The sequence below is a fragment of the Virgibacillus ainsalahensis genome (assembly GCF_055380755.1).
In genome coordinates this window covers 2,347,009-2,370,739 of record NZ_AP043943.1, presented here as the reverse complement: position 1 = coordinate 2,370,739, position 23,731 = coordinate 2,347,009, and the positions used below count along the sequence as shown (strand labels likewise).

23 protein-coding genes, 1 tRNA gene and 1 pseudogene are annotated in these 23,731 nt (G+C 38.4%); 16 read left to right on the top strand and 9 right to left on the bottom strand.

Features of this window, described 5'->3' with window-relative positions:
* The first annotated feature begins 165 nt into the window (after nt 1-165).
* The 6 genes from ACZ427_RS11585 (at nt 166) to ACZ427_RS11560 (ending at nt 6,512) form a co-directional block, all read left to right on the top strand.
* Complete coding sequence (locus tag ACZ427_RS11585) at nt 166-1,368, top strand: sensor histidine kinase (protein ID WP_461179933.1); 1,203 nt, start codon at nt 166-168, stop codon at nt 1,366-1,368.
* Nucleotides 1,304-1,939 carry a response regulator gene (locus ACZ427_RS11580; protein ID WP_461179934.1) on the top strand — a complete coding sequence of 212 codons (636 nt, stop codon included), beginning with the start codon at nt 1,304-1,306 and terminating at the stop codon, nt 1,937-1,939. The genes ACZ427_RS11585 and ACZ427_RS11580 overlap by 65 nt, the downstream gene beginning before the upstream one ends.
* 115 nt (nt 1,940-2,054) lie before the next feature.
* Nucleotides 2,055-2,987 carry an ABC transporter ATP-binding protein gene (locus ACZ427_RS11575; protein WP_461179935.1) on the top strand — a complete coding sequence of 311 codons (933 nt, stop codon included), beginning with the start codon at nt 2,055-2,057 and terminating at the stop codon, nt 2,985-2,987.
* A gap of 14 nt (nt 2,988-3,001) precedes the next feature.
* Nucleotides 3,002-4,261 carry an ABC transporter permease gene (locus tag ACZ427_RS11570; RefSeq protein ID WP_461179936.1) on the top strand — a complete coding sequence of 420 codons (1,260 nt, stop codon included), beginning with the start codon at nt 3,002-3,004 and terminating at the stop codon, nt 4,259-4,261.
* The gene (locus ACZ427_RS11565) at nt 4,261-5,361 is read left to right on the top strand and encodes an ABC transporter permease (RefSeq protein ID WP_461179937.1); all 1,101 of its coding nucleotides are present in this window, start codon (nt 4,261-4,263) and stop codon (nt 5,359-5,361) included. The genes ACZ427_RS11570 and ACZ427_RS11565 overlap by 1 nt, the downstream gene beginning before the upstream one ends.
* Before the next feature lie 644 nt (nt 5,362-6,005).
* Nucleotides 6,006-6,512 carry a CotO family spore coat protein gene (locus ACZ427_RS11560; protein WP_461179938.1) on the top strand — a complete coding sequence of 169 codons (507 nt, stop codon included), beginning with the start codon at nt 6,006-6,008 and terminating at the stop codon, nt 6,510-6,512.
* A gap of 107 nt (nt 6,513-6,619) precedes the next feature.
* Here the strand turns inward: ACZ427_RS11560 and ACZ427_RS11555 are convergent, their stop codons facing one another.
* Nucleotides 6,620-7,105, bottom strand: coding sequence for a CotY/CotZ family spore coat protein (locus ACZ427_RS11555; RefSeq protein ID WP_461179939.1), 486 nt, complete (start codon nt 7,103-7,105; stop codon nt 6,620-6,622).
* A 432-nt stretch (nt 7,106-7,537) separates the two neighbouring features.
* On the opposite strand from ACZ427_RS11555, the gene ACZ427_RS11550 reads away from it, so the two are divergent.
* Nucleotides 7,538-7,810 carry a hypothetical protein gene (locus ACZ427_RS11550; RefSeq protein ID WP_464883431.1) on the top strand — a complete coding sequence of 91 codons (273 nt, stop codon included), beginning with the start codon at nt 7,538-7,540 and terminating at the stop codon, nt 7,808-7,810.
* A 24-nt stretch (nt 7,811-7,834) separates the two neighbouring features.
* On the opposite strand, the gene ACZ427_RS11545 is transcribed toward ACZ427_RS11550, so the two are convergent.
* The 6 genes from ACZ427_RS11545 to ACZ427_RS11520 form a co-directional block, all read right to left on the bottom strand.
* The gene (locus ACZ427_RS11545) at nt 7,835-8,539 is read right to left on the bottom strand and encodes a DUF421 domain-containing protein (RefSeq protein ID WP_461179941.1); all 705 of its coding nucleotides are present in this window, start codon (nt 8,537-8,539) and stop codon (nt 7,835-7,837) included.
* A 181-nt stretch (nt 8,540-8,720) separates the two neighbouring features.
* Nucleotides 8,721-9,143 carry a GNAT family N-acetyltransferase gene (locus tag ACZ427_RS11540; RefSeq protein WP_461179942.1) on the bottom strand — a complete coding sequence of 141 codons (423 nt, stop codon included), beginning with the start codon at nt 9,141-9,143 and terminating at the stop codon, nt 8,721-8,723.
* A complete protein-coding gene (locus ACZ427_RS11535) occupies nt 9,140-9,658 on the bottom strand; it encodes a YjcG family protein (RefSeq protein WP_461179943.1) in 519 nt (172 codons plus the stop codon). The genes ACZ427_RS11540 and ACZ427_RS11535 overlap by 4 nt, the downstream gene beginning before the upstream one ends.
* A 115-nt stretch (nt 9,659-9,773) precedes the next feature.
* The gene (locus tag ACZ427_RS11530) at nt 9,774-10,499 is read right to left on the bottom strand and encodes an alpha/beta hydrolase (RefSeq protein ID WP_461179944.1); all 726 of its coding nucleotides are present in this window, start codon (nt 10,497-10,499) and stop codon (nt 9,774-9,776) included.
* Nucleotides 10,500-10,542: 43 nt separating this feature from the next.
* Nucleotides 10,543-12,369, bottom strand: a complete 1,827-nt coding sequence (locus ACZ427_RS11525; protein ID WP_461179945.1) for an ABC transporter ATP-binding protein — start codon at nt 12,367-12,369, stop codon at nt 10,543-10,545.
* Entirely contained in the window at nt 12,353-14,035 is a 1,683-nt protein-coding gene (locus ACZ427_RS11520) for an ABC transporter ATP-binding protein (protein ID WP_461179950.1), read from the bottom strand. Before ACZ427_RS11520 ends, ACZ427_RS11525 begins: the two co-directional genes overlap by 17 nt.
* Before the next feature lie 317 nt (nt 14,036-14,352).
* Between ACZ427_RS11520 and ACZ427_RS11515 the strand changes: the two genes are divergently transcribed.
* From ACZ427_RS11515 to ACZ427_RS11490, 6 genes and pseudogenes are all read left to right on the top strand, one after another.
* Nucleotides 14,353-14,490: a hypothetical protein gene (locus ACZ427_RS11515; RefSeq protein ID WP_461179946.1), complete on the top strand. Its 138-nt coding sequence runs from the start codon at nt 14,353-14,355 to the stop codon at nt 14,488-14,490.
* Between the two features lie 39 nt (nt 14,491-14,529).
* Nucleotides 14,530-14,602: transfer RNA gene (locus ACZ427_RS11510), tRNA-Val, on the top strand.
* Nucleotides 14,603-14,790: 188 nt separating this feature from the next.
* Nucleotides 14,791-16,191: a PepSY-associated TM helix domain-containing protein gene (locus tag ACZ427_RS11505; protein ID WP_461179947.1), complete on the top strand. Its 1,401-nt coding sequence runs from the start codon at nt 14,791-14,793 to the stop codon at nt 16,189-16,191.
* A 670-nt stretch (nt 16,192-16,861) separates the two neighbouring features.
* Nucleotides 16,862-17,680, top strand: coding sequence for a YitT family protein (locus ACZ427_RS11500; RefSeq protein ID WP_461179948.1), 819 nt, complete (start codon nt 16,862-16,864; stop codon nt 17,678-17,680).
* 178 nt (nt 17,681-17,858) lie between these two features.
* Nucleotides 17,859-18,051 (top strand): annotated as a pseudogene (locus tag ACZ427_RS11495) (IS256 family transposase); the annotation flags it as partial.
* Nucleotides 18,052-18,296: 245 nt separating this feature from the next.
* Nucleotides 18,297-18,494, top strand: coding sequence for a hypothetical protein (locus ACZ427_RS11490; protein ID WP_461179949.1), 198 nt, complete (start codon nt 18,297-18,299; stop codon nt 18,492-18,494).
* Nucleotides 18,495-19,541: 1,047 nt separating this feature from the next.
* On the opposite strand, the gene ACZ427_RS11485 is transcribed toward ACZ427_RS11490, so the two are convergent.
* Nucleotides 19,542-20,033: a carboxymuconolactone decarboxylase family protein gene (locus tag ACZ427_RS11485; protein ID WP_461179104.1), complete on the bottom strand. Its 492-nt coding sequence runs from the start codon at nt 20,031-20,033 to the stop codon at nt 19,542-19,544.
* A gap of 130 nt (nt 20,034-20,163) precedes the next feature.
* Between ACZ427_RS11485 and ACZ427_RS11480 the strand changes: the two genes are divergently transcribed.
* The 3 genes from ACZ427_RS11480 (at nt 20,164) to ACZ427_RS11470 (ending at nt 22,136) form a co-directional block, all read left to right on the top strand.
* Nucleotides 20,164-20,721, top strand: coding sequence for a TetR/AcrR family transcriptional regulator (locus ACZ427_RS11480; protein WP_461179103.1), 558 nt, complete (start codon nt 20,164-20,166; stop codon nt 20,719-20,721).
* Between the two features lie 160 nt (nt 20,722-20,881).
* A complete protein-coding gene (locus ACZ427_RS11475) occupies nt 20,882-21,253 on the top strand; it encodes a hypothetical protein (protein ID WP_461179102.1) in 372 nt (123 codons plus the stop codon).
* A 472-nt stretch (nt 21,254-21,725) separates the two neighbouring features.
* Nucleotides 21,726-22,136 (top strand): P-loop NTPase family protein, encoded by a 411-nt coding sequence (locus ACZ427_RS11470; protein ID WP_461179101.1) that lies wholly within the window; start codon nt 21,726-21,728, stop codon nt 22,134-22,136.
* A gap of 438 nt (nt 22,137-22,574) precedes the next feature.
* Here the strand turns inward: ACZ427_RS11470 and ACZ427_RS11465 are convergent, their stop codons facing one another.
* The gene (locus ACZ427_RS11465) at nt 22,575-23,690 is read right to left on the bottom strand and encodes an IS4 family transposase (protein ID WP_464883430.1); all 1,116 of its coding nucleotides are present in this window, start codon (nt 23,688-23,690) and stop codon (nt 22,575-22,577) included.
* Nucleotides 23,691-23,731: the final 41 nt, after the last annotated feature.

The window sequence follows — 23,731 nt, the reverse complement described above, 5'->3', positions numbered from 1 at the left end:
CAGTTTTATCCCGGTTCTTGTTAAACAATCGGGCGGGATAACCGAATAAAGTAGCGCCTTATATGCCGGCAGAAAACCCATTGAAAAAATCTTCATTTTGGTGAATCAACTCAATAAGTGATAATATAATCATACGTATTTCCAGTAAATGAAAAGGGGTTCATCATGAGATCATACTGGTTATGGCTTCTGTTAAACATGTTTGTATGGCCGTTCGCTATGGTTTATTTTAACGAAAGTATGGGGGATTTAACGGTTCGTTTGTTTGGCGTTGCTTTTTATTTTATTATCTTTTTTATTATTCCGATAGTTGAACGAAAACGAAATATACTCGCAGTGCTTTTAAGTGTGAATACAATCATTGCAACAATTACGTTATTTCCACATGAAGATGGCGTGTTTAATCCATTTTTCATTCTTATATTATCGGTTCTGATTGCGGAAGGTTTTTATCGATTGCCAATAGATCACAGTATTATGATAAGTGGAATGGCATCGTTAGGGTTAACGATAACCGTTCTTTATACGAATCCTGTGTCAATCATTCAGCTGTTTATTGGGATTTATTTCATTTTATTAATACTGGCTATGGTATTTTTTAAGCAAGCCAAAAATCGATCAGATGAGCTGGAAATTCGGTATCAAGTTCTTCTTAGCGAATATCGGGAAACAAAGCGGAGGGTCGTTTCAGAGGAAGAGATAGCCAGACAGGAAGAAAGGATGCTGATTGCTCATGAGATACATGATTCAGTTGGACATAAGCTGACAGCATTGGTTATGCAGTTGGAGATGTTTCGATTACAAATTTCTGAGGATTTTAAGGAGAAAGCACAATCCTTGAAAGAACTGGCCAGCGACAGTTTGCAAGAGACAAGAAGTGCCGTGAAATCGTTGAAGTCGAGTGAATCTGGTGGGCTTCCAGGGATACTGCGTTTAATTCGCAAATTAGAAATGGAAAGTCTGCTCCGTGTTCATTTTTCAATAAAGCATGGCGCTTTTACTGCCCCATTAACGGGTGAGCAGTCTTTTGTCATTTATCGCTCTGTACAGGAAGCTTTGACAAATATCATGAAACATAGCAACGCTAAAGAAGTGGAAATTATGTTTGAAGCACCGGGTGGCAGCATTTTTCGGTTTGAAATTAGTAATCCTCTTACAGATGCAAGAAGCTATCAGGAAGGGTATGGGCTTCGTTCGATGCGGGAGCGATTGGAAAAGTTCGCCGGTGATTTGAAAGTCTATCAAACAGAAAATCAATTTATTGTTCAAGGTTTTCTAAAAACGTCCAAGATAGGTGATGAGAATGATTCGCATACTTCTGGCGGAAGACCAGGGAATGGTGAGACAAGGCCTGAAAATGATGATTGAAATGGAAGAAGAATTTAAGGTGACTGGGGAAGCAAATAATGGAAAAGATGCTATTGAACTTTGTGAAAAAGTGCAGTTTGATGTAGCTATCCTGGATATTAGAATGCCTTCCATGGATGGTTTGGAAACAGCTAAAGTCATTCAGTCCCGGTGGCCCAATACAAAAATATTAATGTTAACGACATTTGATGATGAAAAGTATGTGATGGAGGCACTCAGGATTGGCGTGAGTGGCTACATATTGAAAAATGGTGATACAGATTCCTTGCATCGTTCCATACACAGTGCAATAAATGGTGGGTTGTCGATTGAGGAACATGTGGCTGCTAAAGTTATTCCACAACTAATGAATAATCGTCAGAAAAATAATGAAGCAAATCCAACGTTAACCCCTCGTGAACGCGCAATATTAAAATGTATAGGAGAAGGTCTCAGTAATAAACAAACTGCAGAAAGACTTGCTATATCCGTTGGTACGGTAAAAAATAATACAAGTGAGATCTTGACGAAATTAGATTTGAGAGATAGGACACAACTAGCTATTTATGCAATCCGGCATAATCTTGTGTGACGAAAAAAATGATAATAGTAATGGGTATATTGTATATTCGTGACGGGAGACAGTGTTAACACTGTCTCTTTTTTGGTATTGTAAAATTACTATTCGTATGAAGGAGTGCGGCATAATGCTTGAAACGATAAAACTTAGCAAGACATTTAAAGAGAAAAAAGTGGTTGATGATTTAAATATGTATTTGGATGAAGGTGAGTCAGTTGGTTTACTGGGACCAAATGGAGCGGGTAAATCAACGAGCATTTCTATGATTTCATCTTTGTTAAAACCGACTTCCGGAGATGTGAAACTTGGTGGAAAAAGCACGATTAAAAATCCATCTGAAATACGAAAAGTACTGGGGGTTGTTCCACAGGAAATCGCATTATATGAGGAGCTCTCCGCATATGAAAATCTGAAATTTTTTGGGAAGGCCTATCACGTTAAAAAACCCATGCTGGAAGACCGCATTCAAGAAGTGCTTGACATGGTCGGGTTGATAGATCGCCAAAAAGAATTGATAAAAACATTCTCGGGCGGTATGAAAAGAAGAGTTAACATTGCAGCTGCTTTGTTGCATAACCCGCAGATCCTTATTCTTGATGAGCCAACTGTCGGTATTGACCCACAATCAAGAAATCATATTCTGGAAACCGTTCGTGAATTAAATGAAAGGCATGGTACAACAGTACTTTATACGAGTCATTACATGGAGGAAGTAGAGCAACTGTGTGACCGTGTGTACATTATGGACCATGGTGAAATCATTGCTTCAGGGAGTAAATCGGAATTATTAAGTATTTTATCAAGTGAAGATACGATACAAGTGCAGCTCAGCAAGCGAAGTGACAAATTGGTGGAAATGATAAAATCCTTTACGAATGTCCTCCGTGTGGATGAAACCAATGAAGGGTTGTGCATTATGTCCCGGAAGGACACTAACATCCTTAGTGAATTAGTTCATGTTGCGGAAGAAGAAGGGAATCAAATTTTAAACTTTCAAATCGAAACACCTAGTTTAGAGGACGTATTCCTGCATCTGACAGGGAAGACATTGCGGGATTAATAGGAGGTGAAATGATGGGATCATTTATCAAAAAAGATTTATTAGTGTTTTGGCGAGACCGTAAAGAGATTTTAATGGCTCTGGTACTTCCTATTGTCCTGATTTTAGTATTGAATGTTGCCTTTTCCGGTCTTCTTAATAATGACGATGAGGACGTGAATATGGATGTCGGCATTATGCAGGAGGATGACGAATCTGAAGGGAAAGAGCAGTTTGAAGAGACGATTCGTGAAATGGCATTGCCACAGAATGAAAAAGAAATGATTTTGGGACAATCGGCCAATATTGCACTGGTTAGTCTTATTCGTGATTTTCTTAACAACCCGGAGTTGGAAGAATGGGTTAACACGAAAGAGTTAAGTGAAACTGAAGCAGATGAGCTTGTGAAAAGTGGTGATTTAGATGCGATTATTAAAATTCCAAAGGGTTTCACATATGATATGCTTTCATCAATTCTGCTGGAAAAAGAGTCCGGGTCTGCTTTAAAGATTCTGGCAGATGAGCAGTCAACAGAGCTTACGACACTGCAAAATATCGTGACTAACTATATTGATTCGTTGAACTTGCAATTTGCACTTGGCAGTGAAGCGGATACTGCAGTGACAGAACCTGAACTCCCTCAAGGTGGAAGTGAAATAGTTGAAGGGGTGGAGACTTATACCATTTCACAATATTTTACAATTGCAATTAGCACGCTTTTTGCATTATTTATGGCACATACAGTTGCATTAAAAACAGTTACAGAAGTGAGAGAGCGCGTGTTTAATCGGATTTTACTGACGAACAGTAATCCGCTGCATTTTTTAATGGGGAAAACAGTGGCTGCATTCATTTTGGCATGGTTGCAGATGATGCTTATATTCACCCTTACGCAATTACTACTTGATGTATTTCCGGATAGATCAATGGCATTTTGGTCTGGGTTAGTTTTAGTCATTACTGCATTTACATTAACGATTGCTGGGCTATCGGCATTATTTACGGCAATTACATTAAATCTGAAGGATAGTAACGCGGCAAGCGGGCTTTTTACTCTTGTTATCATGGTACTCGGCGTTCTTGGTGGAAGCTTCTTTCCGCTGCAAGCTCTTCCGGAGATATTTCAAAAAATTGGAGAATGGACACCAAATGGGTTAACACAGACGTCATTGATTGAGTGGATTCAATTTGGGGATATGAACGATATACTATTTCCAATCATTATGCTTATAGGTATGTTTGTTGCTTGTATGGTTATTGGAATGTCCATCTTTCCGAAGAGGGGGCGGATATAATGTACTCAGTTATAATGGCACAATGGCTGAAGGATAAGCGAAAACCGTATATCATTATATTGTTTATTGGGCTTAGTATTTTAGCTACACTTGTATTTGGTGATACGACAAGACAGAACGAAACAAATGTTGCAATATTTGCTGACGGACCAAATGCTGAGGAAATCGAACAGAAATGGGAAGGTTTATTAAACGCTAACAATGAAACCAAATTTGTGATTACAGATGAAAAGACAGCACGTGAACAGGTTGCAGAAGGGAACAGGGATGTGGCTATCCGCGTCATGGAAAACGATTATCGCTTGATTACATCATCGGATATGCCAAACATTCAACTTGTTGAGCAACAGGTTCATCAAGTGTTTGTACGGGAAGCACAACTTCAAGCTGCAGCAGGAAGCACGGATGCGGCTGCGTTAAGAGATGAAGTTGATGCTTATTTGGCAAATCCGCCGGTAACAGTGCAAACTCAAACACCTGATGGTGAAGATATTCCACAGCATAATATGGGTACCCAATTATTATTTGGATTCACATTGTTTATTGCGATGTTTACCATTGGATTCAAGGTTAATGGTGTTCCTGCTGATAAAGTGAATGGCATATGGGACCGGCTGATACTCTCACCAGTGAGTAAGACAAATATGTATGCCGGCCATTTAATCTACAGTTTTTGTGTCGGTTTCTTTCAAATGTCAGTTGTCTTCTTCATTTTTCATTATGTAATGGGCTATGAACTGGGCAATTTGCCGATGATACTCGTCTTAGCTGCTGTATTTACATTAAGCACAGTTAGTATGGCAATGCTTATTGCTGGTATTGCGAAAACACCAGAGAAGTTTAATATGATTTACCCATCGCTTGTTCCGATTATCCCGGTCATCAGTGGTGTTTATATGCCGCCTGGTACAATTAGTAATCCTGTTCTGCAGTTTATAGCAGACTTATTTCCGTTAACATACGGAGTGGATGCCATGATGGATGTTACACTGTTTGATGCAGGCTGGAGTGATATAACACTGCCTATTGCATTCATGCTCCTGATTGGCGTGTTGTACATGGGGGTAGGCATTAATTTGATCGAACGGAGAAAGGGATAAATCTGAAAAAGATAATAAAATAGATACTTATGAGACAGGATTGTTTTAACCTTGTCTCTTTTGTCTATTTAAATAACACTCAATCTCACCTGACAATTATTCCTTTCTTTGTTGTCTTTTAAATTTATGCGGATACTTTATTCATTACAGGTGTGCTTTTTAAATTCGCTTTGAAAAAAGGAGTTGACACTGCTTAAAAGCATGAGTAGAAAGTATTTTATGGAATTTTGGTACTTTAATTAGGAAAAAAGTTGTTTACTTTGAAATAAACTTCTATATTGAAAACGATTGCTACTCTTAAACGAACGGCGCGATTTCGGAACAACATAGGTAGAAAATGATTCATCTTTTTTATAAAAACCAAATGGAAATCCGGCTGTGTAGAAACCATTTTGATCAATTTTTTTTCAAAATGGTTTCTTTTTATTTACCATAAAAATATGGGCATGACTGGAATTTTTGATTTAACTCTTTTGTAAAACTACAAGTGCGACATAAGTCAATGGGGGGTGGGGGCTTTTACCGTTACCGATAAACACTACGCGCACCTGGCGATCCTCCTCGTGCTGCCGCTCTCATGAACACATTTCAATTCTTGGGTTCATATACTAGGTAGACGCATGATACAAAGGAGAGATCAATGAATGGGAAAGAAGAAATTTGCAAAAGAGCCGTTGCTTTATATTCATCAGTCTACTGTTCAGAACCCAAAAGCGCCAATGCAGGATAGATACACTACACCAAAAAGGGCAAAAGGGCAATCACAAGAGCAAAGTCCAGATTCAGGAGACACACCGCAAAAAAAATACGTTAAAAAAACTTCTTTTCAACATCAGGCAAAATCATTCGAAAATGAGGAAGCTGATCCGATTGATGAAGTCGAAGAACCGGCAGACGAAAAGAATGAGCAATCGAAGAATAAACGGGTGGCATTCAAGGATATGAACATAGAGGAGAGGATAGCTTATTTTACAGAGACCTCCCCTTATGCACCTAAGAAGCGTTGTGAAATAAGAACAGACGAAAGAGCATATCGGGGAGTTATAACAGAATATAAAGATAAGAACGTTTTTATACAGGTAGGGAACAGGAAATCAAGTACCGCCATTCCTATCGACGCAATTAAGAAAATCCGTCTGTTGGGATTTTAACTGGTAGCCCGAACTTATGCAGTTAAGAGGTTTTTATACTTTCTTAGCTGCCTGAAAAAAACACCATTGAAGGGAATATCCCTTTCAATGGTGTTTTTTAGCAGCTATTAGCTATAGTTGTTGTTGAATGCGTCAATTGCTGGTAAGCAAGTAACATGGCAGAAGCAATTTAAATCAACTGTTATACAAATGCCGGTTGCCTCTAAGTGGTGTACTTTTTGATCTGCTGGATCTTTCATGTCGTTATAACCACATGGCTGGTCAGCTTCCAGCAATAGTTCCAATACCGCACAGCAATCATCGTCTACTCTTTTAACACGGAAAATGAAGCTTGAAAGAATTTCATCCGGTTTTCCGTTATTCTTTCTCGTTGCACCAAATCCTTTGAATGGTTTACAGCTGTCCTTGCAATAAAGAATTACTGGTACGGTATCCAAACCATTCCCGTTATCTGTCTCTCCGAGTAAATCACTTATTGACTGGTCGCAGCTCGTGTCGCAACAGTTCTCTCTGACATCACTTTGAGCCTCCGCAATATCCTTTAAAATATCACATACACAGTTCCCTGTGTCAAAATCTTTTCCACAACCCATGAATTATTACTCCTTTCAAAGTGAAATTGACTTTGTTGTCTTTAACAGAATATGTAGGAACCCATGTATTGTGTGGGCGGAAACCTCAATTATCGGGATAAATATCTATTCGAAGGTGGGACAAGGGGACAGGTACATCGTCCCAGCGGTTTAAATTGAATTGGGGATTCTTGATTGGTCACGCTATTTTCTTGATGGCTTTGTTCTCATCTTCCATATTCTTTGCTCTCTTTAAGCATTTGCATGAAAAGAAGCCCCACTTCCCACTATAGAACGGTGGTGGTGGGACAAGGAACCTGTCCCTCTGTCCCATGCATAATTTTTAGGAAGAAGGGGTATAGATTAGTATGAAAATTTTTACAAGAAGGGCATAAACTGCCGATAGCTTACGAATATATATTTTAAATTATCTGTTAAAAGAGAAAGCGGGGGATGAAAATGGGCTATATTTTGCCAATTACACCTTATCAATATAATGATTATCAATCCCGTATCCTGGAAAATAAACGAATTTCCCATTCAGTGGAAAGGCCGTTTAAAGTTATGCTGGAAAAAAGGCATCAAGATATAAGGAATGAATATAACCGTTTAAGCCCCGGTACGTATCACAATCATTTTGAGCAAAATACATCTAAAAGTCCCGCCGCTGAACGTTTATTCGGCAAGTTGACAGGAAAAGGGAGGAACTTCAGCGAGCGTGTATAAAAGGAAATAAAGCTTAATAAGTGTCTAATCAAACTTTTCATGTTCTCTATTTACAAAGGGAAGCACAAAAAGTTTTTTTCCTTTGATATATTCTGCATAAAATACATCCTCAGGCCCATCGAAATCCTGCTCATTTAATTGCTCCAGCAGCCATTCTTCCGTAAGGTTTTTTTCTTTCAGATTATCAAAAATAATTTCCCCGTCATTAATTAGCGTTGTAGCAAGATTTACATCGTCAGGAGAAACTTTCATATCGCTTTTTGTCGGTGTTTGAAAAGGTGATTTTTTCATTACGGATACGGTGCCATCCGTTTCTAATATAGCAAATTCAACTTCTTGAACGGCAAAGACATCTTTTTCCCGCAATAAATGCTGTAACTGGTTAATATCAAGGTTATTCTTTTTCATGACATCACGAATTAATTTCCCGCGGTAGATGATAATAGCGGGACTCCCCTCCAGCAGGGCACGGGTACGCTTGAACTTTTGTGTAACGATCTCGGTGATGTACAATAAGCTACCCCATAAAAAAATGACAAAAGCTATTTCAGGTATACCTGCCTCCGGATCAAACAATGCATTACCTACAAGTTCACCTAAAATCAGAGCGGAAATAAAGTCAAATGCAGTGATTTGGTTTATCTGTGTTTTCCCTAAAACTTTCGTCAATAAAAATAAGGCTGCAAAACCAAATAATGTATCATAAAACATCGACATATATTCTTGCATTGGCTAGTCATCCCCCCTATAAACAATCACCATTTAGCTTAACCGAATGCAGCAAAGTCATACATGGGGGAGATGAAAAAGACCATAAAAATAAAAGACATCCAAACCATACTGCACCTCAAAAGTCAGATTTCACTCTGACTTTTGGGGGGTGCAGTAAAAAATTCGAATGCCTTCTTTATTATAGCTGTTTTATCATTGCCACGTGCGGGATACCTGCGTCCATGAATTCTCCGGAGACTGTTTCATATCCAAGGTTTTGATAAAATTTCTCTGCGTGTATCTGGCCATTTAGTTTTGCTTTTTGATATCCGTGCTTTCTAATTTCATTTTCCATGGTCTGAATAAGATCTGAACCATATGATTTTCCACGTTCTTTTTTGAGTACACAAATCCGCTCCAGCTTTCCATAATCACCGACAAAACGGAGGCGGCTCGCAGCAACAGGTTCGCCATCTTGATAACCGATAAAATGTATCGCTGTCGCATCCTGTTCGTCAAGCTCCTCATCAGCTGGCACTTTCTGTTCTTCCACAAATACCTGCATGCGAATGTTAAAAGCTTGCTCTTTCTCTTCATTTGTTTCAACTAGCTTGATATTCATACATGTTCTTTCCCAAATACAAATGTTTCGTACACCGTCCAGGATTCGTTATCCAACTGGTACATTAATTGAAAACGATCCACATCATCTTCCAGCTTTGTATCCCGCATTTTCAAACTGCCAAATACATCAGAGTACTCGTCAGCAACGAGCTTTTGTGCAATTGTAATATGTGGTACAAATGAATATTCCTGGTTTTGAGGAAATTTGCCTTGATGCAATTTATCGTATAAATCATTAAGCTCCTGAATGGGCTCAACCTTAAAATAGATTGTATTGGTGACCGGAGCAAATGTGCTTACTTTATTAATATTGATTTTAAAGGGTTCCGTTTCATTTGCGATTTTCTTCAGTTCGCTGATGAGTTCTTCAATCGTTTCTTCATCGGCATCAAATGGTTCTTTCAACGTAATATGTGGTGGAATCAGGGCATAGTGTGGATCGTAACGCTTTCTGTACGAATTTGCTTCATCCTGAACTGCTTTTGTAGGAAAAATAGCTATACCATATTTCATCATGAGAACCTCCAATTTTATGTTTTATCGTTTGTTATGATGGATAAGTTTTTTCGATTATTATTTCTATCTGATTGTCATCTAGTATAACAAAAATTCCGCAAAATAAATATCGTTAATTAAACATTGTGGTTAATAAGCGCTTCATGTCCTTCTGCCAGTAACCCCAGGTATGTTTGCCACCATCCAGTTCATGATAAATATAATCTGTACCTGAATCGTTTAATTGCTTATTAAGTTCGCGATTCGGTTCTACAAAATCAGCAGTTTCACCATCTGTCATATCAACTGCTGTCTCATCCGTACCAATCGTATGATAGATATCCATGGTTTGGATATCATTTGAATGGTTAACTGCCTCTAACACCTGATTATCCACATAGGGGGATTGCATAATGACTTTCCCGAACGTGTTAGGATATTTCAGTGCAGTCATTAAAGCCAGTGTTCCTGCAAGAGAATCCCCCATTAGTGTCCGTGATCTCCCCATATGGTAGGTAGGAAGCTCTTCGTCCAGTAATGGAACTACTTCATTTACCAAAAATTTCATATACGCTTCATTTTGCTCTCCAGCTGGATGGTATTTTTTTCGGCGGTCAAATTTATCCTGATAATGGATACCGGCAAAAACGGTGTTCGCTATTTCTTCACTGCCATGTAGCCGGTCACTGAGTGTGGCAATCCGTCCCATCTGAAAATAGTCATTCCCATCCTGCATAATACAGATATTATGCTTATATAAATCAGAGAATGACTCAGGCTTGTAAAGTTTTACTGTCATTGTTTCATGTAAATACTTACTTTCAATTGTTTTCTCGATGAAAGAACCTTTCCTTCCCATAAAAACACCTCAATACGTAGAATCTAACACCAGTATAATCTTATTAGTTTGCTTTTTCTAATAATTGGCCTTTATACAGCTGATAATAGCTGCCTTGTGCTTTGATGAGTTCATCATGGCTGCCTTTTTCAAGGATTTCCCCATGCTCCAGCATGATAATTGTATCCGCTTCTTGAATCGTATTCAAGCGGTGGGCAATGACAAAGCTGGTACGGCCCTGCATGAGTCGTTTTAAGGCTTCCTGTATTTTTAATTCAGTAATCGTATCAATATTACTTGTTGCTTCATCCAGGACAAGGATGGTTGGTTCGGCCAATAGAGCTCTTGCGATGGTTAATAATTGCTTCTGTCCCTGGCTAATTCCACTGCCGTCCTGGTCGAGCATGGTGTCATAGCCGCCAGGCAGCTGCTCAATGAAATCATGTGCATTTGCATCTTTTGCAGCACGGATGACCGCTTCGTCTGAAGCATCGAGCTTGCCGTAGCGGATATTTTCCCGAATCGTAGCATGGAACAGAAAGGAATCCTGCAGTACAAATGCCATATGCTGTCTCAGGCTTGATCGTTTGATATCTTTCAAATCCGTTCCGTCCAGTGTGATCTTTCCACTGTCATAATTATAAAAACGAGAAATCAGATTAATGATGGTCGTTTTCCCTGCGCCGGTATGCCCGACAAAAGCGACCGTCTCATTCGGATTGGCTTCAAAGCTGATATTTTTTAGTATTGGTGTATCTTCATAGGCGAAGGATACATTTTCAAATCGGAAGCGGCCATTCGTTGCTGAAATTTCTTGTGCATGCTGTTCATCGGTTTCTTCCTGTTCTTCATCAATCACATGAAACACGCGCTCGGCACCTGCAATAGCGGAAAGCAATTGGTTAAACTGGTTGGAAAGTTCATTCAATGGACGGGTAAACTGTCGTGCATATTCGGTGAAAATTACGATGATCCCAACAGTTACCAGTTCTGTGTTAATCGCCAGAATACCGCCAACAAGTGCGATCATTCCAAAACTGAGAAAGTTTAACATGTTCATGACCTTAGGAATCAGCCCGGAAATCATTAGCGCCCAGAATCCGGTTTGTTTCAGTTCATTATTTCGTTCTTCAAATTGGGCAATGACCTTTTCTTCCTGCGAATAGGTCTTCACCACATGCTGGCCGGAAACAATTTCTTCCACATAGCCATTCACTTCACCCAGATGTCTTTGCTGCAGTTTATACAATGGACCGGTTCGTGTCGTAATCCATTTCATTGCAATATACATAACCGGAACAATCGACATCGTAACAACTGTCAAAATAGGACTGAGATAAAGCATAACAGCGAGCGTACCTATAAGTGTCAGAACACTGGAGAAAATTTGGATGACCGATTGGTTTAATGTGTTATTTACATTATCGATATCATTGGTCAGACGACTCATTAATTCCCCATGCTGCCGCTTATCAAAATACGAAATTGGCAGATGATGAAACTGGTGAAATAAGTCTTTGCGCAAATGATAGACAGTGTTCTGCGCCACTCCAACCATCCAAAAATTTTGCAGGAAAATGGAGAGGGAGTGGCACAGGTAAACGAATACCAATCCGATCAGCAGCATCCCGAGTCCGCCTGCTTCACGTGTCACAATATAGTCATCGACTGCCATCCCGACCATAAACGGTCCAACGAGACTTAAGGCTGCACTTGCAGCAACCATTAGAATAACAAGGGATAGTCTTCCTTTCTCTCTGGCTAAATAATTCCAGACACGTCGAAGGGTAGCACCCATATTTTTGGCTTTTTTCTTATTATCTACCGTAATATCATCAATTGGAATCTTTTTATATTGAAAAGGCTTTTTCAGGTCATTTAGCATGTACATACTCCTTTCCAAACTGTGATTCCACAATTTTCAGGTAAAGATCGGATTGTTTCAACAACTCATCATGCGTACCGATATCAAGTACTTCACCATCATCCATCAGTAAAATACGATCTGCATCACTTGCGGTTGAAATTTTCTGTGTCACGATTAATGTTGTGCATTGATATTCTTGAACGGCCTGAAGGAGACGGGACTCTGTGGCCAGATCCAGTGCACTTGTACTGTCATCAAGCATTAAAATTTTTGGGTGGCGTATAAGTGCACGGGCAATGGAAATCCGTTGTTTCTGCCCGCCTGAAAGGTTCACACCTTTTTGGCCGACTCTTGTTGCATACTGATCAGGCAAATCCATGATGGTCTCATGAATCTGTGCATCCTTTGCAGCCTGAATGATATTCTTAGTTGTGGCACCTTTTTTTCCCCAGGCGATATTATCAGTGATTGTGCCGGTGAAAAGCAAAGGACTTTGCGGAACATAGCCGATACTTCCCCGAAGTTGATCCAGTGTATAGGAAGATATCGGTTTTCCATCAATGAAAATTTCCCCACCAGTCACATCATATAACCGTGGCATCAGCTGAAACAGGGATGTTTTTCCGGAACCGGTTGCTCCGATGATTGCCAGTTTTTCTCCAGCTTTCACGTGAAAAGAAATATCCTTCAACATCGCTTCATCTGCATCCGGGTATGTGAAAGTCACCTGTTGATATTCGACGGTTCCATCAGTGACGGGTTTATTCGGATCAGCATCTTTATGCTCATGTAAACCCACATCCAGTGTAAGCACCTCATCAACACGGCCCGCAGAAGCTTTCGTCCGCGAAATTGCCAGTATAATGAAAGAAAACATGGAAATGGACATTGAAACACGTAATGCATAATTAATAATGGTAACAACTTCACCAACGGAAGTTTGGCCTGCAACTGCCTGCATATTTCCAAACCAGATTATAAAAATCAAACTCAAGTTCATGACAAATAGCAAAACAGGCATAGAGGCCTCAACAAAGCGGAATGTACTCCTTGTGGAAATTGCCAGATCACGATTTGCTTTAATAAATCGATTTTCCTCAAAACTCCGTCGTACAAATGCTTTAATTAGCCGCATGCCGGCAAGGTTCTCCTGCATGACGCGGTTTACATTATCTACATTACTCTGTATACGTGCGAACATTTTTCCTGCTTTTTTAAGCACCCACAATAAAAAAAGAATCAATAGTGGTACGGTTAACAAAAAAATGAGCGCAAGTCTGGCATTTACCAGAAATGCCATCACAACACCGCCAACAACAAGCAATGGAGCCTTTGCCATGATTCTGAGTGCCATGAATACAGTATTTTGAATTTGCCGAATGTCATTGGTAAACCTTGTTACAAGTCCGGATGTAGGATATTGACTTAAATTTTTATAGGAAAAGCCTTGAATTTTTTCAAATAATTTCTGACGTATATCATACCCGAAGGCAAAACTCACATGCGAAGAATAAAATGAATTAAAAACTCCCGCCGCGAACGCAACAAATGCGAGGCCAATCATAATGCTTCCCCACATCACAATATTATTTAAATCCTGGTTCATCACCCCATCATTAATCATTAATCCGAGGAAAAAGGGAAGAGCCAGCTCAACCGCAAGTTCTACAAGCATTAATGCATAAGCCATAATAATGGTGAGTTTGTATGGTTTTAGGAAAGAAAATGTCTTCACAAGCAACCCCCGCAATGCAATGCAATTTCCTCTTATTATAATAGGAAGACAGGAACTTTTCCAGTTGTTCATTCGTGTTCCGAAATGTTTTGGTATGAGAAGCGGGGGAGTAAGGCTGAACGCGGGATGGCGGGGATGAGCGCCGGACGGGTGGGATTGAACGCAGGACAAATGGGGCTAAGCGCCGGACGAGAAGGATAGAATGCAGGACGAATGGAGCTAAGCGCCGGACGAGAAGGATAGAATGCAGGACAAATGGGGCTGAGCGCCGGATGAGAAGGATTGAACGCAGGACGATTGGAGCTAAGCGCCGGATGAGAAGGGTTGAACGCAGGACGAATGGAGCTAAGCGCCGGATGAGAAGGTTTAAACGCAGGACAAACTATCCGATTTTTCTATTGACAGAATGACAGATATTCATTAATATAAAGATTACCGTTATTATATACGATTCCGTAGCTCAGCTGGGAGAGCGCATGCTTGACAGGCATGAGGTCGGTGGTTCGAGCCCACTCGGAGTCATAGAATAAAAGCCGTAAGCCCTAACATACAAGGGATTGCGGTTTTTTTATGCCTGTTTCTTATTTGAAATTTTGTATTATCTGGAAATAATGTTATATTACGCCCCTTTATAGCCCATAATCTCAATAGAATGCTTATATAATATTACCCTTGACTGTGTATTGGGATGAAAAGAAAGGGCTAATCAATTGGAAAATAATCATGTTTCCAAAACAAAGGAAAATAACTTAAAAGCAAAACGTCTTTATATCGCGATTTGGCGTTGGCATTTTTATGCGGGAATCATTTTTGCGCCGATTATTATTCTGTTGGCAATAACTGGTGGACTGTACTTGTTCAAGCCTCAGATTGAAGCATCTATATACGATGATTTTTACTATGTAAAAAAAGGAGAACAACAAGTACCAGCATCTGAACAGATTGAACGCGTACGGAATGATTTTCCGAATGCAATGATTTCTAGTTTCAAGCCTTCGTATGGATCTGACAGAACGGCTGAAATTGGTATGGTAAATAAGCATGGTGAAAGTGCATCGGTATTTGTCAATCCTTATCATGGAAATGTAGTAGGAACAATCAATGACAATGACCGCATGATGGCAGCAATTAAGGGTATACATAATGGTGAGCTATGGGGTGGAAAAGTAGGAAACCGGCTAATTGAACTAGTCGCTTGCTGGGCGATTATATTGGTGGTTACGGGGGTTTACCTGTGGTGGCCACGTAAACGGAAGACCCTTTTTGGTACCTTGATTCCACGCTTCAGGTCTCTGAGGGGAAAACGCTTATTTTGGCGGGATATGCATGCGGTAACAGCCTTTTGGTTTTCATTATTTATTATGATCATGTTGTTTTCAGGACTAATGTGGTCAGGTGTTTGGGGAGGTATGGTCAACAATATTGTCTCAACAACAAGCATTGGCAGTCCAGTTGGAGACCAGCCCTTTGAAAAATTTGCCTATCCGGAGTCAACCGTTCCGACAAAAGAAGTTGCAGATGTACCATGGGCTGCTCAAAATCTGCCAGTGCCCAGTTCAAATTCTGATCGTGGGCAAATGATTTCTGTTGAGAAGGTGAAGCAGATTGCAGCTGATTATAACGTTCACCCGGGTTACCAAATTATGTTTCCGGAAGATAAAACAGGTGTTTATACTGTTTATTTAGACCCGGCTGAAGTTTATCCGAATCAGCTTAATCCACAAACACAAAAAACGCTGCATCTTGATCAATACAGTGGAGAAGTGCTGGAAAACTATGGATGGAGCGATTATGGTTGGCTGGGAAAAGTCATCACCCTTGGGATTGCATTCCACCAAGGGGAATTTGGACTGATCAACCAATTATTTAATCTTGTGTTGGTATTTGCTCTGATTATCATCCCGGTAAGTGGATTGGTGATGTGGTGGAAGCGTAAACCAGAAGGAAAAATTGGGGCGCCCGAATTACCAAAAAAATTTACGATGGCCAAAGGGGTTACTGTTATCGTCATTGCTTTCGGTCTGTTTTTTCCTTTAGTTGGCATATCTTTATTGTTGGTTTGGCTTTTGGATTGGCTATTCCTGAAACGAATTCCATTATTCCATGGATGAAACAGTGGGTACTCTTGGATATGACTAAGTAGTTCACTTATCGTGGAGAAAAAATAAAAACACAATACATTTAGCGTACTAAATCACATAACATTTAGTACGCTATTTTTTACTGGTATGACAACGTTTGAATGAATTATTCAACATTTTATCAGCCTTATTAACTCCATAAATAACAAAGTGACAATAAATACATTCATTGCCCTAAAAGTATTGATAAAACGGGGCAAAATTGCTTTGCTAGAATACCTTTTAATGTAAGTGCTTGTTTAGCGTGCATTTTGCAAAAATAGAGATGCATTTTAAAATATTAACCAGGTATTTTGCATATTTATGTTAAATTAAATTTAAAGATTGTAACAAAGTGGTCTTAAAATAAACATCTTTGGATTCAACTTTATGCAACGATAGGGCCATATTGTTGAAGATTGAGCTGCTATTAAAGGAAATAGAAGAACATTTTTTTAAGAAATGCTCTTTACTAGTTTGGTTGAACAACCTTTTTAAACACGATCTTCTACTAATTTAAGCATAACTGTACCTCTTTAGCGAATAATAAATCAGGAATATATTAGTGTTAGAGAGGTAATATGTATGAAGGAATCAAATTTGTTCGGGCCCTAAAATTCATTAGGTGTTTATATTAATGTCTGGATCGGAGGGTCATGCAATGTATCATATATATAAATATGCTGTACTGTTTTTGTTTTCTATTGTTTTAGGATTCGCTTTTAATATGTTCCTGCTTCCACATGAAGTCTTATCAGGGGGGGTAACAGGTCTTGCGATGATTTTTGGGTTGCTTTCACCAATAAACTCAGGTATTTGGCTTGTCATCCTCAATATTCCTGTTTTCATTATTGGATGGATGAGGTTAGGTAAGGAATTTATAGCGAACAGTATCTTATCCGTCTTTATCACTTCCATGTCAATGCAGTATATTCCAGTACTGAAGATAACCGATGATGCATTGTTGTCTGCGGTCTTTGGTGGAGTCATTGTAGGTATTTCCATTGGGTTTATTGTACGGTTTTATGGATCAACTGGAGGAGCTGATATCATTGGATTGGTTGTCACCCAAAAACGTGATATTCCGTTGGGTTTATTAATTTTCGGTATAAATAGTATCGTTGTATTTATATCCGGGTTTTTCTTTTCCTGGGATCTGGCACTATATACGATGGCATCGATTTATATTACTGGAGTTGTAGTAGACCGTGTGCATACCCGTCATGTAAAATTAAGTCTGATGGTAGTAACACAAAGAGGTGACGAGCTTAAAGATGAGCTTATTGCAAATTTGATTCGAGGTATTACTGTTATGAACGGTTATGGTGCCTATTCCAATAATGAGTCGAAAGTGTTGTATACAGTTATTACACGCTATGAACTGGCATTAGTAAAATCGCTTATAAAAAGTGTTGACCCGAAAGCGTTTGTCAGCGTCAGTGAAACTGCTGAAGTAATAGGGAACTTTAGGAGATCGTAGCGGTGATTTAGGAGAGAATACTCATGCCGGTTCATATCAGGCATTAATATGTATAATTTGTACGGAAAGTCGAGCAAAACGGGAGTGTAAACTAAACTGTGTAAGTGAGAGTGCGTACGGCTCTTACTCGCATTTTATTATTGGTAGAATACAAACAAATGAATGGGAAGTTGTGCTATTGGCGAAGTCAAAGCGTGATGCAAAATCTGTTGAGCTTGCGAGCCAAATATTAGAAAACTACCAACCAGAGACTGTAGAAGATATGCAGCATGCCTGAAGATATATTCGGGGCAATGTTTGAATCCATGTTAAAAGGTGAAATGAACCATCATCTTGGCTATGAATCTAACGATAAAGCCGAAAAGAAAACATATACGAACCCAACTAAAACAGAAATGTTGGATAAGATGGATAAGCTCTAATATTCCACTAAATCATAACGATATTCATCTATAAAATGAGTAAGGTGATTAGTATAGTTATAATGCAACGATCCTCCGCGATTATTTCATAAGCGTCTCTGTTTCTTCTTCACCTAAATGATGACAATTTTTTGGTAACTTGCAGATTTGTAAAAGAAGAAGTGTTTAGACAGAAATACAAAGGAGGGGATATATTGGATGCAATAAAAGAGTTTGCATCAAGTTTTTTACTTATATTTAGTTGGTTTATATTTGCTTTATGTGCTTATTTACTTTATTGGACAATCATTATGCCTTTACTAGCAATGATTCCTTTTCTTATTTCTTTAAGTTCTGGTTTATTATGTTTCTACTTTTCAAGAAAACTTGACGATAGGAATAAGAAGAAATAGTTATTCAATTAACGGGCGCGATAACCGGTGCGAAACGTTCCTGACTCAAATGAAATGTGGTCACACAATTTTGGTAAAGGTCAGGCAGTTTAATTTTCTAATACTGAAGGGTTATGTCGAGGAGTCGAATGAAGAAGTAACGTTCTGAAAGGCTCTCCTTGCGTCGAGTAGCACGATGTTTAGTAAGAAATAGTGTGTTATAAGCTCGGCTAATAGGCGTGAGAATTTACCGTAACAGTTTGGCTGACGAAATCCTACCCGAGGGGGTGGTGTAAATCATGGCGCTTGGGTTGAACAAATACGGTGAGAATGCAATGTAAAATACAATAACATAATGTATTGCTGACAAACTTCTGAAGGTACGGGTCTAGACGCGCATTATATAGAAATGTATTTACTACTATATGTAGGGTTAGCTGTGGATGAGTAAGAATCGGTTATATGAAAATCCATCTTGTGTTACAGGCACATGCAATGCTAACAGGCTCATAGGAAGCACCTAAGTTTGTTCCATAATAGATATAACTCAACGTTGTAAGCTGATAACGTGGAGAGCTTACTCTCAGAGAAGCGTTGGAAAGGAAAATAGGCGTGAGAGTAGCGACTGTATAACTTTTCTTCATATCAGTGAAAGTGGTGGCACAGTACCGTCGAAGCGTGTAATGAACGTGGAGGGATAGCCACTAGGCTAATAAAAGATTCATTTAATCATGCAAGGCAAATCTTTAACGGGCAATAAGGTTCTTGTAAGACTAATAGAGGTTCACCTTCCACTGGACGGCACCGACTTATTGAAACGGAAGAATTGAGGCACACAAAGTGCCAATGATTAATTGAAATTGGGTTAGTTGGAACGCCGTATGCGATGAAAGTCGCACGTGCGGTGTGGGCAGAGGGAAAAGGGGACGATAACTTCAAACCCTTACCTATCTGCATAATATGTGCCGCAATAGGGCCAGATTGTTGCATAAAAAATTACCGCAGTGTTTATGAACTGCGGTTTAATTTCCTTTCCAAGCTGATTGATAAAATCTAAATCCAACCTCATTAGTTACTAGCAGTGTTACCCATGGAAATTGATAGACGATTCCATAAGTTAATCTGATTGATGACCATCACTAAATCAAAATATTCCTTTTCACCATAAAATTCTCTGACTCTGTGATATAACTCATCGTTTACTCTTAAGTTAGAAATATGTGTAATATGTTCAGCAAGTTCTAATGACACTCTTTCCATGTCTTCAAATAACTTATTTTCTCTCCAATTTTCCAACTCATTTAACACTTTATCCGATATCTTCAACTTCTTGGCTTCCTTTGTGTGCATTTCTATGCAATAAGAACAACCGTTCAACTGGGATACATAGACTTTAATCAGGGCTTTTAACTGTCGATCAATCTTAGTTTTCCTTACGTACTTTTCTAAAGCCATGATATGTTCCATAGCTTCAGGAGCAACTTTGAAATAGTTCAATCGATTTTTTAAGTTCATAAAACTCGCAGCTTTGACTATCCCCTTATTCATTAAACCAGCCATAAGTATCTACCTTTCTGCAACACTTGTTGCACTTTTGTATTTATTGTATACTGGATTGAAATCAATAGCAATAGAATTTGAGTAAGCACTACATATCATAGAAGTATGTGGCAGAGGGGAGAGAATTTAGTTGAATTACAGAACTGACAATCCAGTCGCAGTAAAATCACAGCAATGGTTATTAGATGCTTTAATCGGTTTGATGCATGAAAAGCCTTATCATAAAATCACCATAAAAGAAATTGCGCAAAGAGCAGATGTTGACCGGAGCACATTTTATCGGAATTTTGATACTAAAGAAGATGTTCTGAATCAGTATATTAACCAGCTTACCGAAGAGTATATCCAACGTCTTCAAGCAATAGATCGATTGTCGATAGATAAAGTCATCAACGTGTTTATCAATTTGTGTAAGGATAAGTTAGACTTTTTCATTACCTTACGAAGCAATGGTTTATCGAATTTTGTCCTGGAAGGTTTTAATGAACAATTGCCATATGTTCAAGAAAAGATGGCAAATAAATGGGAATACCAAATGGATAGTGAATATTTACAGTATGCCTTAGCTTTTAATGCTGGAGGGATGTGGAATATGTTGATGAGCTGGATTGATAATGGTATGAAAGAACCGTATACAAATTTAATAAATGCGTTTAAGGAGATTAGTCGGTTTAATAGTTATAAATAATTGGAACTCGGGTTTTGGTATATTCCGCAAACGGGCGCATTTCTGAAATAACGGTCAGTGCCCATCTTGTGCATGAGTGCCCGATTACAGAATAAGGCTTATTGAACTAACGCATCATTATCTTAATAGAAGCGTTAAAAAATCATAAGGGGGAGAGTTTTTGAAAAAAATTCCTTTATTCCTTATTTTTTCTGTTGTATTTTTATCTGGATGTGGTGTAGAGAATATTGAGTTCAGTGGAGAGAGTGAAAATTGGGAAGGAGAGTATAATGCTTATATTGATAATTCAACAGAAAATGGGGAATATGTCTTTAGATTTAAAAAGGCACAAAAAGATAAAATAATTGAGGATTTAAAAATTGTTATAAATAATGGGGAAGTAGTTCTAAATGAAAGCAAACACAAGGATGCAACTGTTAAGATTCCTTCTTCCTGCTCTGGTTGTACTGTGACGGATACAGAAACGCCAATTCAAGTGACAATAGAATGGGAAGAAGGAAAAAAAGAAACTTTTTCAATGGAAGAAAACTAAGAAACTTCCTCAATTAAACGGGAGTGGCTAACACAATCTCGGTAAAGGTCAGGCAATTTATGATTTAAATTGAAGGATATTATCGGTTAATAAGGTTCTCGTGAGACTAATAGAGGTTCACCTTCCACGGAAGGCACCGACTTATTAAAACTGAAGAATTGAGACACGGAGGATATTAAGATATCAGAAGTGTTGATGATTAAGTTGAATTGGATTAGTTAGGGCGCCGTATGCGATGAAAGTCGCACGTACGGTGCTAACAGGGGGAAAAGGGATTGATAACTTCAAACGCTTACCTAACTGTATAATAAAAAAGCGGCCAAATACTGCATTATCGGGCTAGATTGTTTAACAGCCATAGACTTGAGTTTTAGAGGGGTGAATTATTATTAAAGTTCATATTATAGGTGGTGCTGGAAGTGGAAAATCACATATAGCGTCACAACTAAATAAGAAGTTTAATATTCCATATTTGGACTTAGACGATATTTTCTGGGAGGATAACGCTGATCAGTATGGCATTAAGGCTCCTGAAAATGTTAGGGATAACAAGTTAAGAAAATTTGTAGCACAGCCTTCTTGGATAGTAGAAGGAGCTTATTTTAAATGGGTTGTGCCAAGTTTTGAGCTGGCTGATAAGATATTTATCTTAAACACTCCACTTCAATTACAAGAAGAGAGGATTTTGAGCAGGCACAATAAAAGGAAATCGGGAATATTGCCTTCAACAAAAAAAGAAACAATTGAAAGTATCAAAAATTTATTAGAGTGGAACAAAAAATATAATCAAGTATTCCTGCCCGAATTTGTTAGAGGAACAAAGTACTCTGATAAAATTATTCATCTTAAAAATAACGAGGATATCCATAACTTTATGGATTAGATATGCAGCAATAGGGCGCAATTGTGGCATAAGTAACTTTGCCCTTATTGCGTATAAGGGCCATTTAATGGAATAAATCCTTGTGAAAATAACAGAGATTTGAACTAATTATTATTAGGCTACAGGGCAGGTTAGTTGAACAAGTAATAAATCGAATAGTTTTAAGTTAAAGCATTTCTTTGTAATAAGGAATGCTTTTATCTTTGCCTATAAACCAAAGTGTATTACAATAAAATAGATTAATAACGATAAAAATATATTGTAAAACGATAAATTATGTATTAATATAAAATCACTAGCGTTGCATAAATATAGTTGTAATTTTCAGTTATATGTTTTTTTCTAACAGAGCCAAAAAACTAAATACCCAACTAAAGGTGGCCCATCCATTTTTTAAAAATTTACAATTAGACTAAAGTGACAGCGATGTTTTCTTTATTAAGAAGCACCCTTCCCTTCAATTTTCAAAACCCAGATATAAGCTGGTTTCCATAAGGATGCTTTTAGAAAACGGCTGATTTGTAAAATCGTTCGTTTACTTTTCGTATTGGTTTGAGCAAGTACATTTAAACAATAAACAATAAGTGCGATAAACACTTGATTGTGAATCGCGGCTTCACTTTGACCGTAGAACTTTTTGATATTTAGGTGCTGTTTAATCCATTTGAAAAACAGTTCGATTGTCCAGCGTGATTTGTACATTTCCGAGATTTCCTCTGCGCTCAAATCAAAACGGTTTGTAAATAATTGGAGTACATTTCCTTTTGAATCTTCAACATTTAGAAGGCGAAAGTAATTCTCAGTACGATTTTGTGTCGTACCAATTAACACCATTTGATCCGATAAAACAGCTGAACCATCCGGTAGTTTAAAGTCGTCAACTACCCGTATCACAGCATTTTTTCGAAGCCTAGTAAGGAAAAAGTAACCATCATATGTCATCTGATCGAAGCGCTCATAATCCAAATAGCCTCGGTCAAAAACATACATGCATTCTTTATCATCGACCAGAACTTCAAGCTGATTACGATCATGTTCTTTTGCGTTCGTTAAAACAACTTTTTCCGGATACGATATCCCATTTTCCATAAATACAAGGCGAAGATGTAGCTTTACACCAGCTTTTGTTTTCCGGAATTCAGCCCACCTATGGTTCGTTAAATTAAGTGGAAGCGTGCTTGAATCAATGATTTTCAGTGGCATTGCAAGCTTGGAATAATGCGTTTTCTCATGAATTTGCGTCACTAAATCAAGAAAAATTCGTTGAAATAGATCTGGATTGATACCATTTAACCGACGCGAAAGCTGAGAAACACTGATAGAATCAAGGTCGATTTCCTTCTGAAGCTGATCGTCGAAAAGAGAATCGGTTAATGCGTGTAAACTTTCGACCTCTTGTAGCTGAGAAAAAAGTAGTAATTTTAGAAATGACTCTGTCGTTAATTTTTTTGTATAGTAATCTAATTTCATCGTTTTCACATTTTCTTCAACTAATTGAATATTAATTGGTGAAAACCATTGCCCAAACGAGGTTTTTCGTGTAATCTTATCCATGAGTTTTGTCCTTTATTAGTGGATTTGGACGGGTTACCACC

Excerpts from the sequence above, each read along its gene's own strand:
- ACZ427_RS11560 (WP_461179938.1), top strand. The coding sequence starts at position 6,006 with ATGGGAAAGAAGAAATTTGCAAAAGAGCCGTTGCTTTATATTCATCAG.
- ACZ427_RS11585 (WP_461179933.1), top strand. The coding sequence starts at position 166 with ATGAGATCATACTGGTTATGGCTTCTGTTAAACATGTTTGTATGGCCG.
- ACZ427_RS11515 (WP_461179946.1), top strand. The coding sequence starts at position 14,353 with ATGAGAAGGATTGAACGCAGGACGATTGGAGCTAAGCGCCGGATGAGA.
- ACZ427_RS11580 (WP_461179934.1), top strand. The coding sequence starts at position 1,304 with ATGATTCGCATACTTCTGGCGGAAGACCAGGGAATGGTGAGACAAGGC.
- ACZ427_RS11550 (WP_464883431.1), top strand. The coding sequence starts at position 7,538 with ATGAAAATGGGCTATATTTTGCCAATTACACCTTATCAATATAATGAT.
- ACZ427_RS11520 (WP_461179950.1), bottom strand. The coding sequence starts at position 14,035 with ATGGCTTATGCATTAATGCTTGTAGAACTTGCGGTTGAGCTGGCTCTT.
- ACZ427_RS11465 (WP_464883430.1), bottom strand. The coding sequence starts at position 23,690 with ATGGATAAGATTACACGAAAAACCTCGTTTGGGCAATGGTTTTCACCA.
- ACZ427_RS11540 (WP_461179942.1), bottom strand. The coding sequence starts at position 9,143 with ATGAATATCAAGCTAGTTGAAACAAATGAAGAGAAAGAGCAAGCTTTT.
- ACZ427_RS11530 (WP_461179944.1), bottom strand. The coding sequence starts at position 10,499 with ATGGGAAGGAAAGGTTCTTTCATCGAGAAAACAATTGAAAGTAAGTAT.
- ACZ427_RS11485 (WP_461179104.1), bottom strand. The coding sequence starts at position 20,033 with ATGGCTGGTTTAATGAATAAGGGGATAGTCAAAGCTGCGAGTTTTATG.
- ACZ427_RS11545 (WP_461179941.1), bottom strand. The coding sequence starts at position 8,539 with ATGCAAGAATATATGTCGATGTTTTATGATACATTATTTGGTTTTGCA.
- ACZ427_RS11525 (WP_461179945.1), bottom strand. The coding sequence starts at position 12,369 with ATGTACATGCTAAATGACCTGAAAAAGCCTTTTCAATATAAAAAGATT.
- ACZ427_RS11555 (WP_461179939.1), bottom strand. The coding sequence starts at position 7,105 with ATGGGTTGTGGAAAAGATTTTGACACAGGGAACTGTGTATGTGATATT.
- ACZ427_RS11565 (WP_461179937.1), top strand. The coding sequence starts at position 4,261 with ATGTACTCAGTTATAATGGCACAATGGCTGAAGGATAAGCGAAAACCG.
- ACZ427_RS11535 (WP_461179943.1), bottom strand. The coding sequence starts at position 9,658 with ATGAAATATGGTATAGCTATTTTTCCTACAAAAGCAGTTCAGGATGAA.
- ACZ427_RS11570 (WP_461179936.1), top strand. The coding sequence starts at position 3,002 with ATGGGATCATTTATCAAAAAAGATTTATTAGTGTTTTGGCGAGACCGT.
- ACZ427_RS11575 (WP_461179935.1), top strand. The coding sequence starts at position 2,055 with ATGCTTGAAACGATAAAACTTAGCAAGACATTTAAAGAGAAAAAAGTG.
- ACZ427_RS11500 (WP_461179948.1), top strand. The coding sequence starts at position 16,862 with ATGTATCATATATATAAATATGCTGTACTGTTTTTGTTTTCTATTGTT.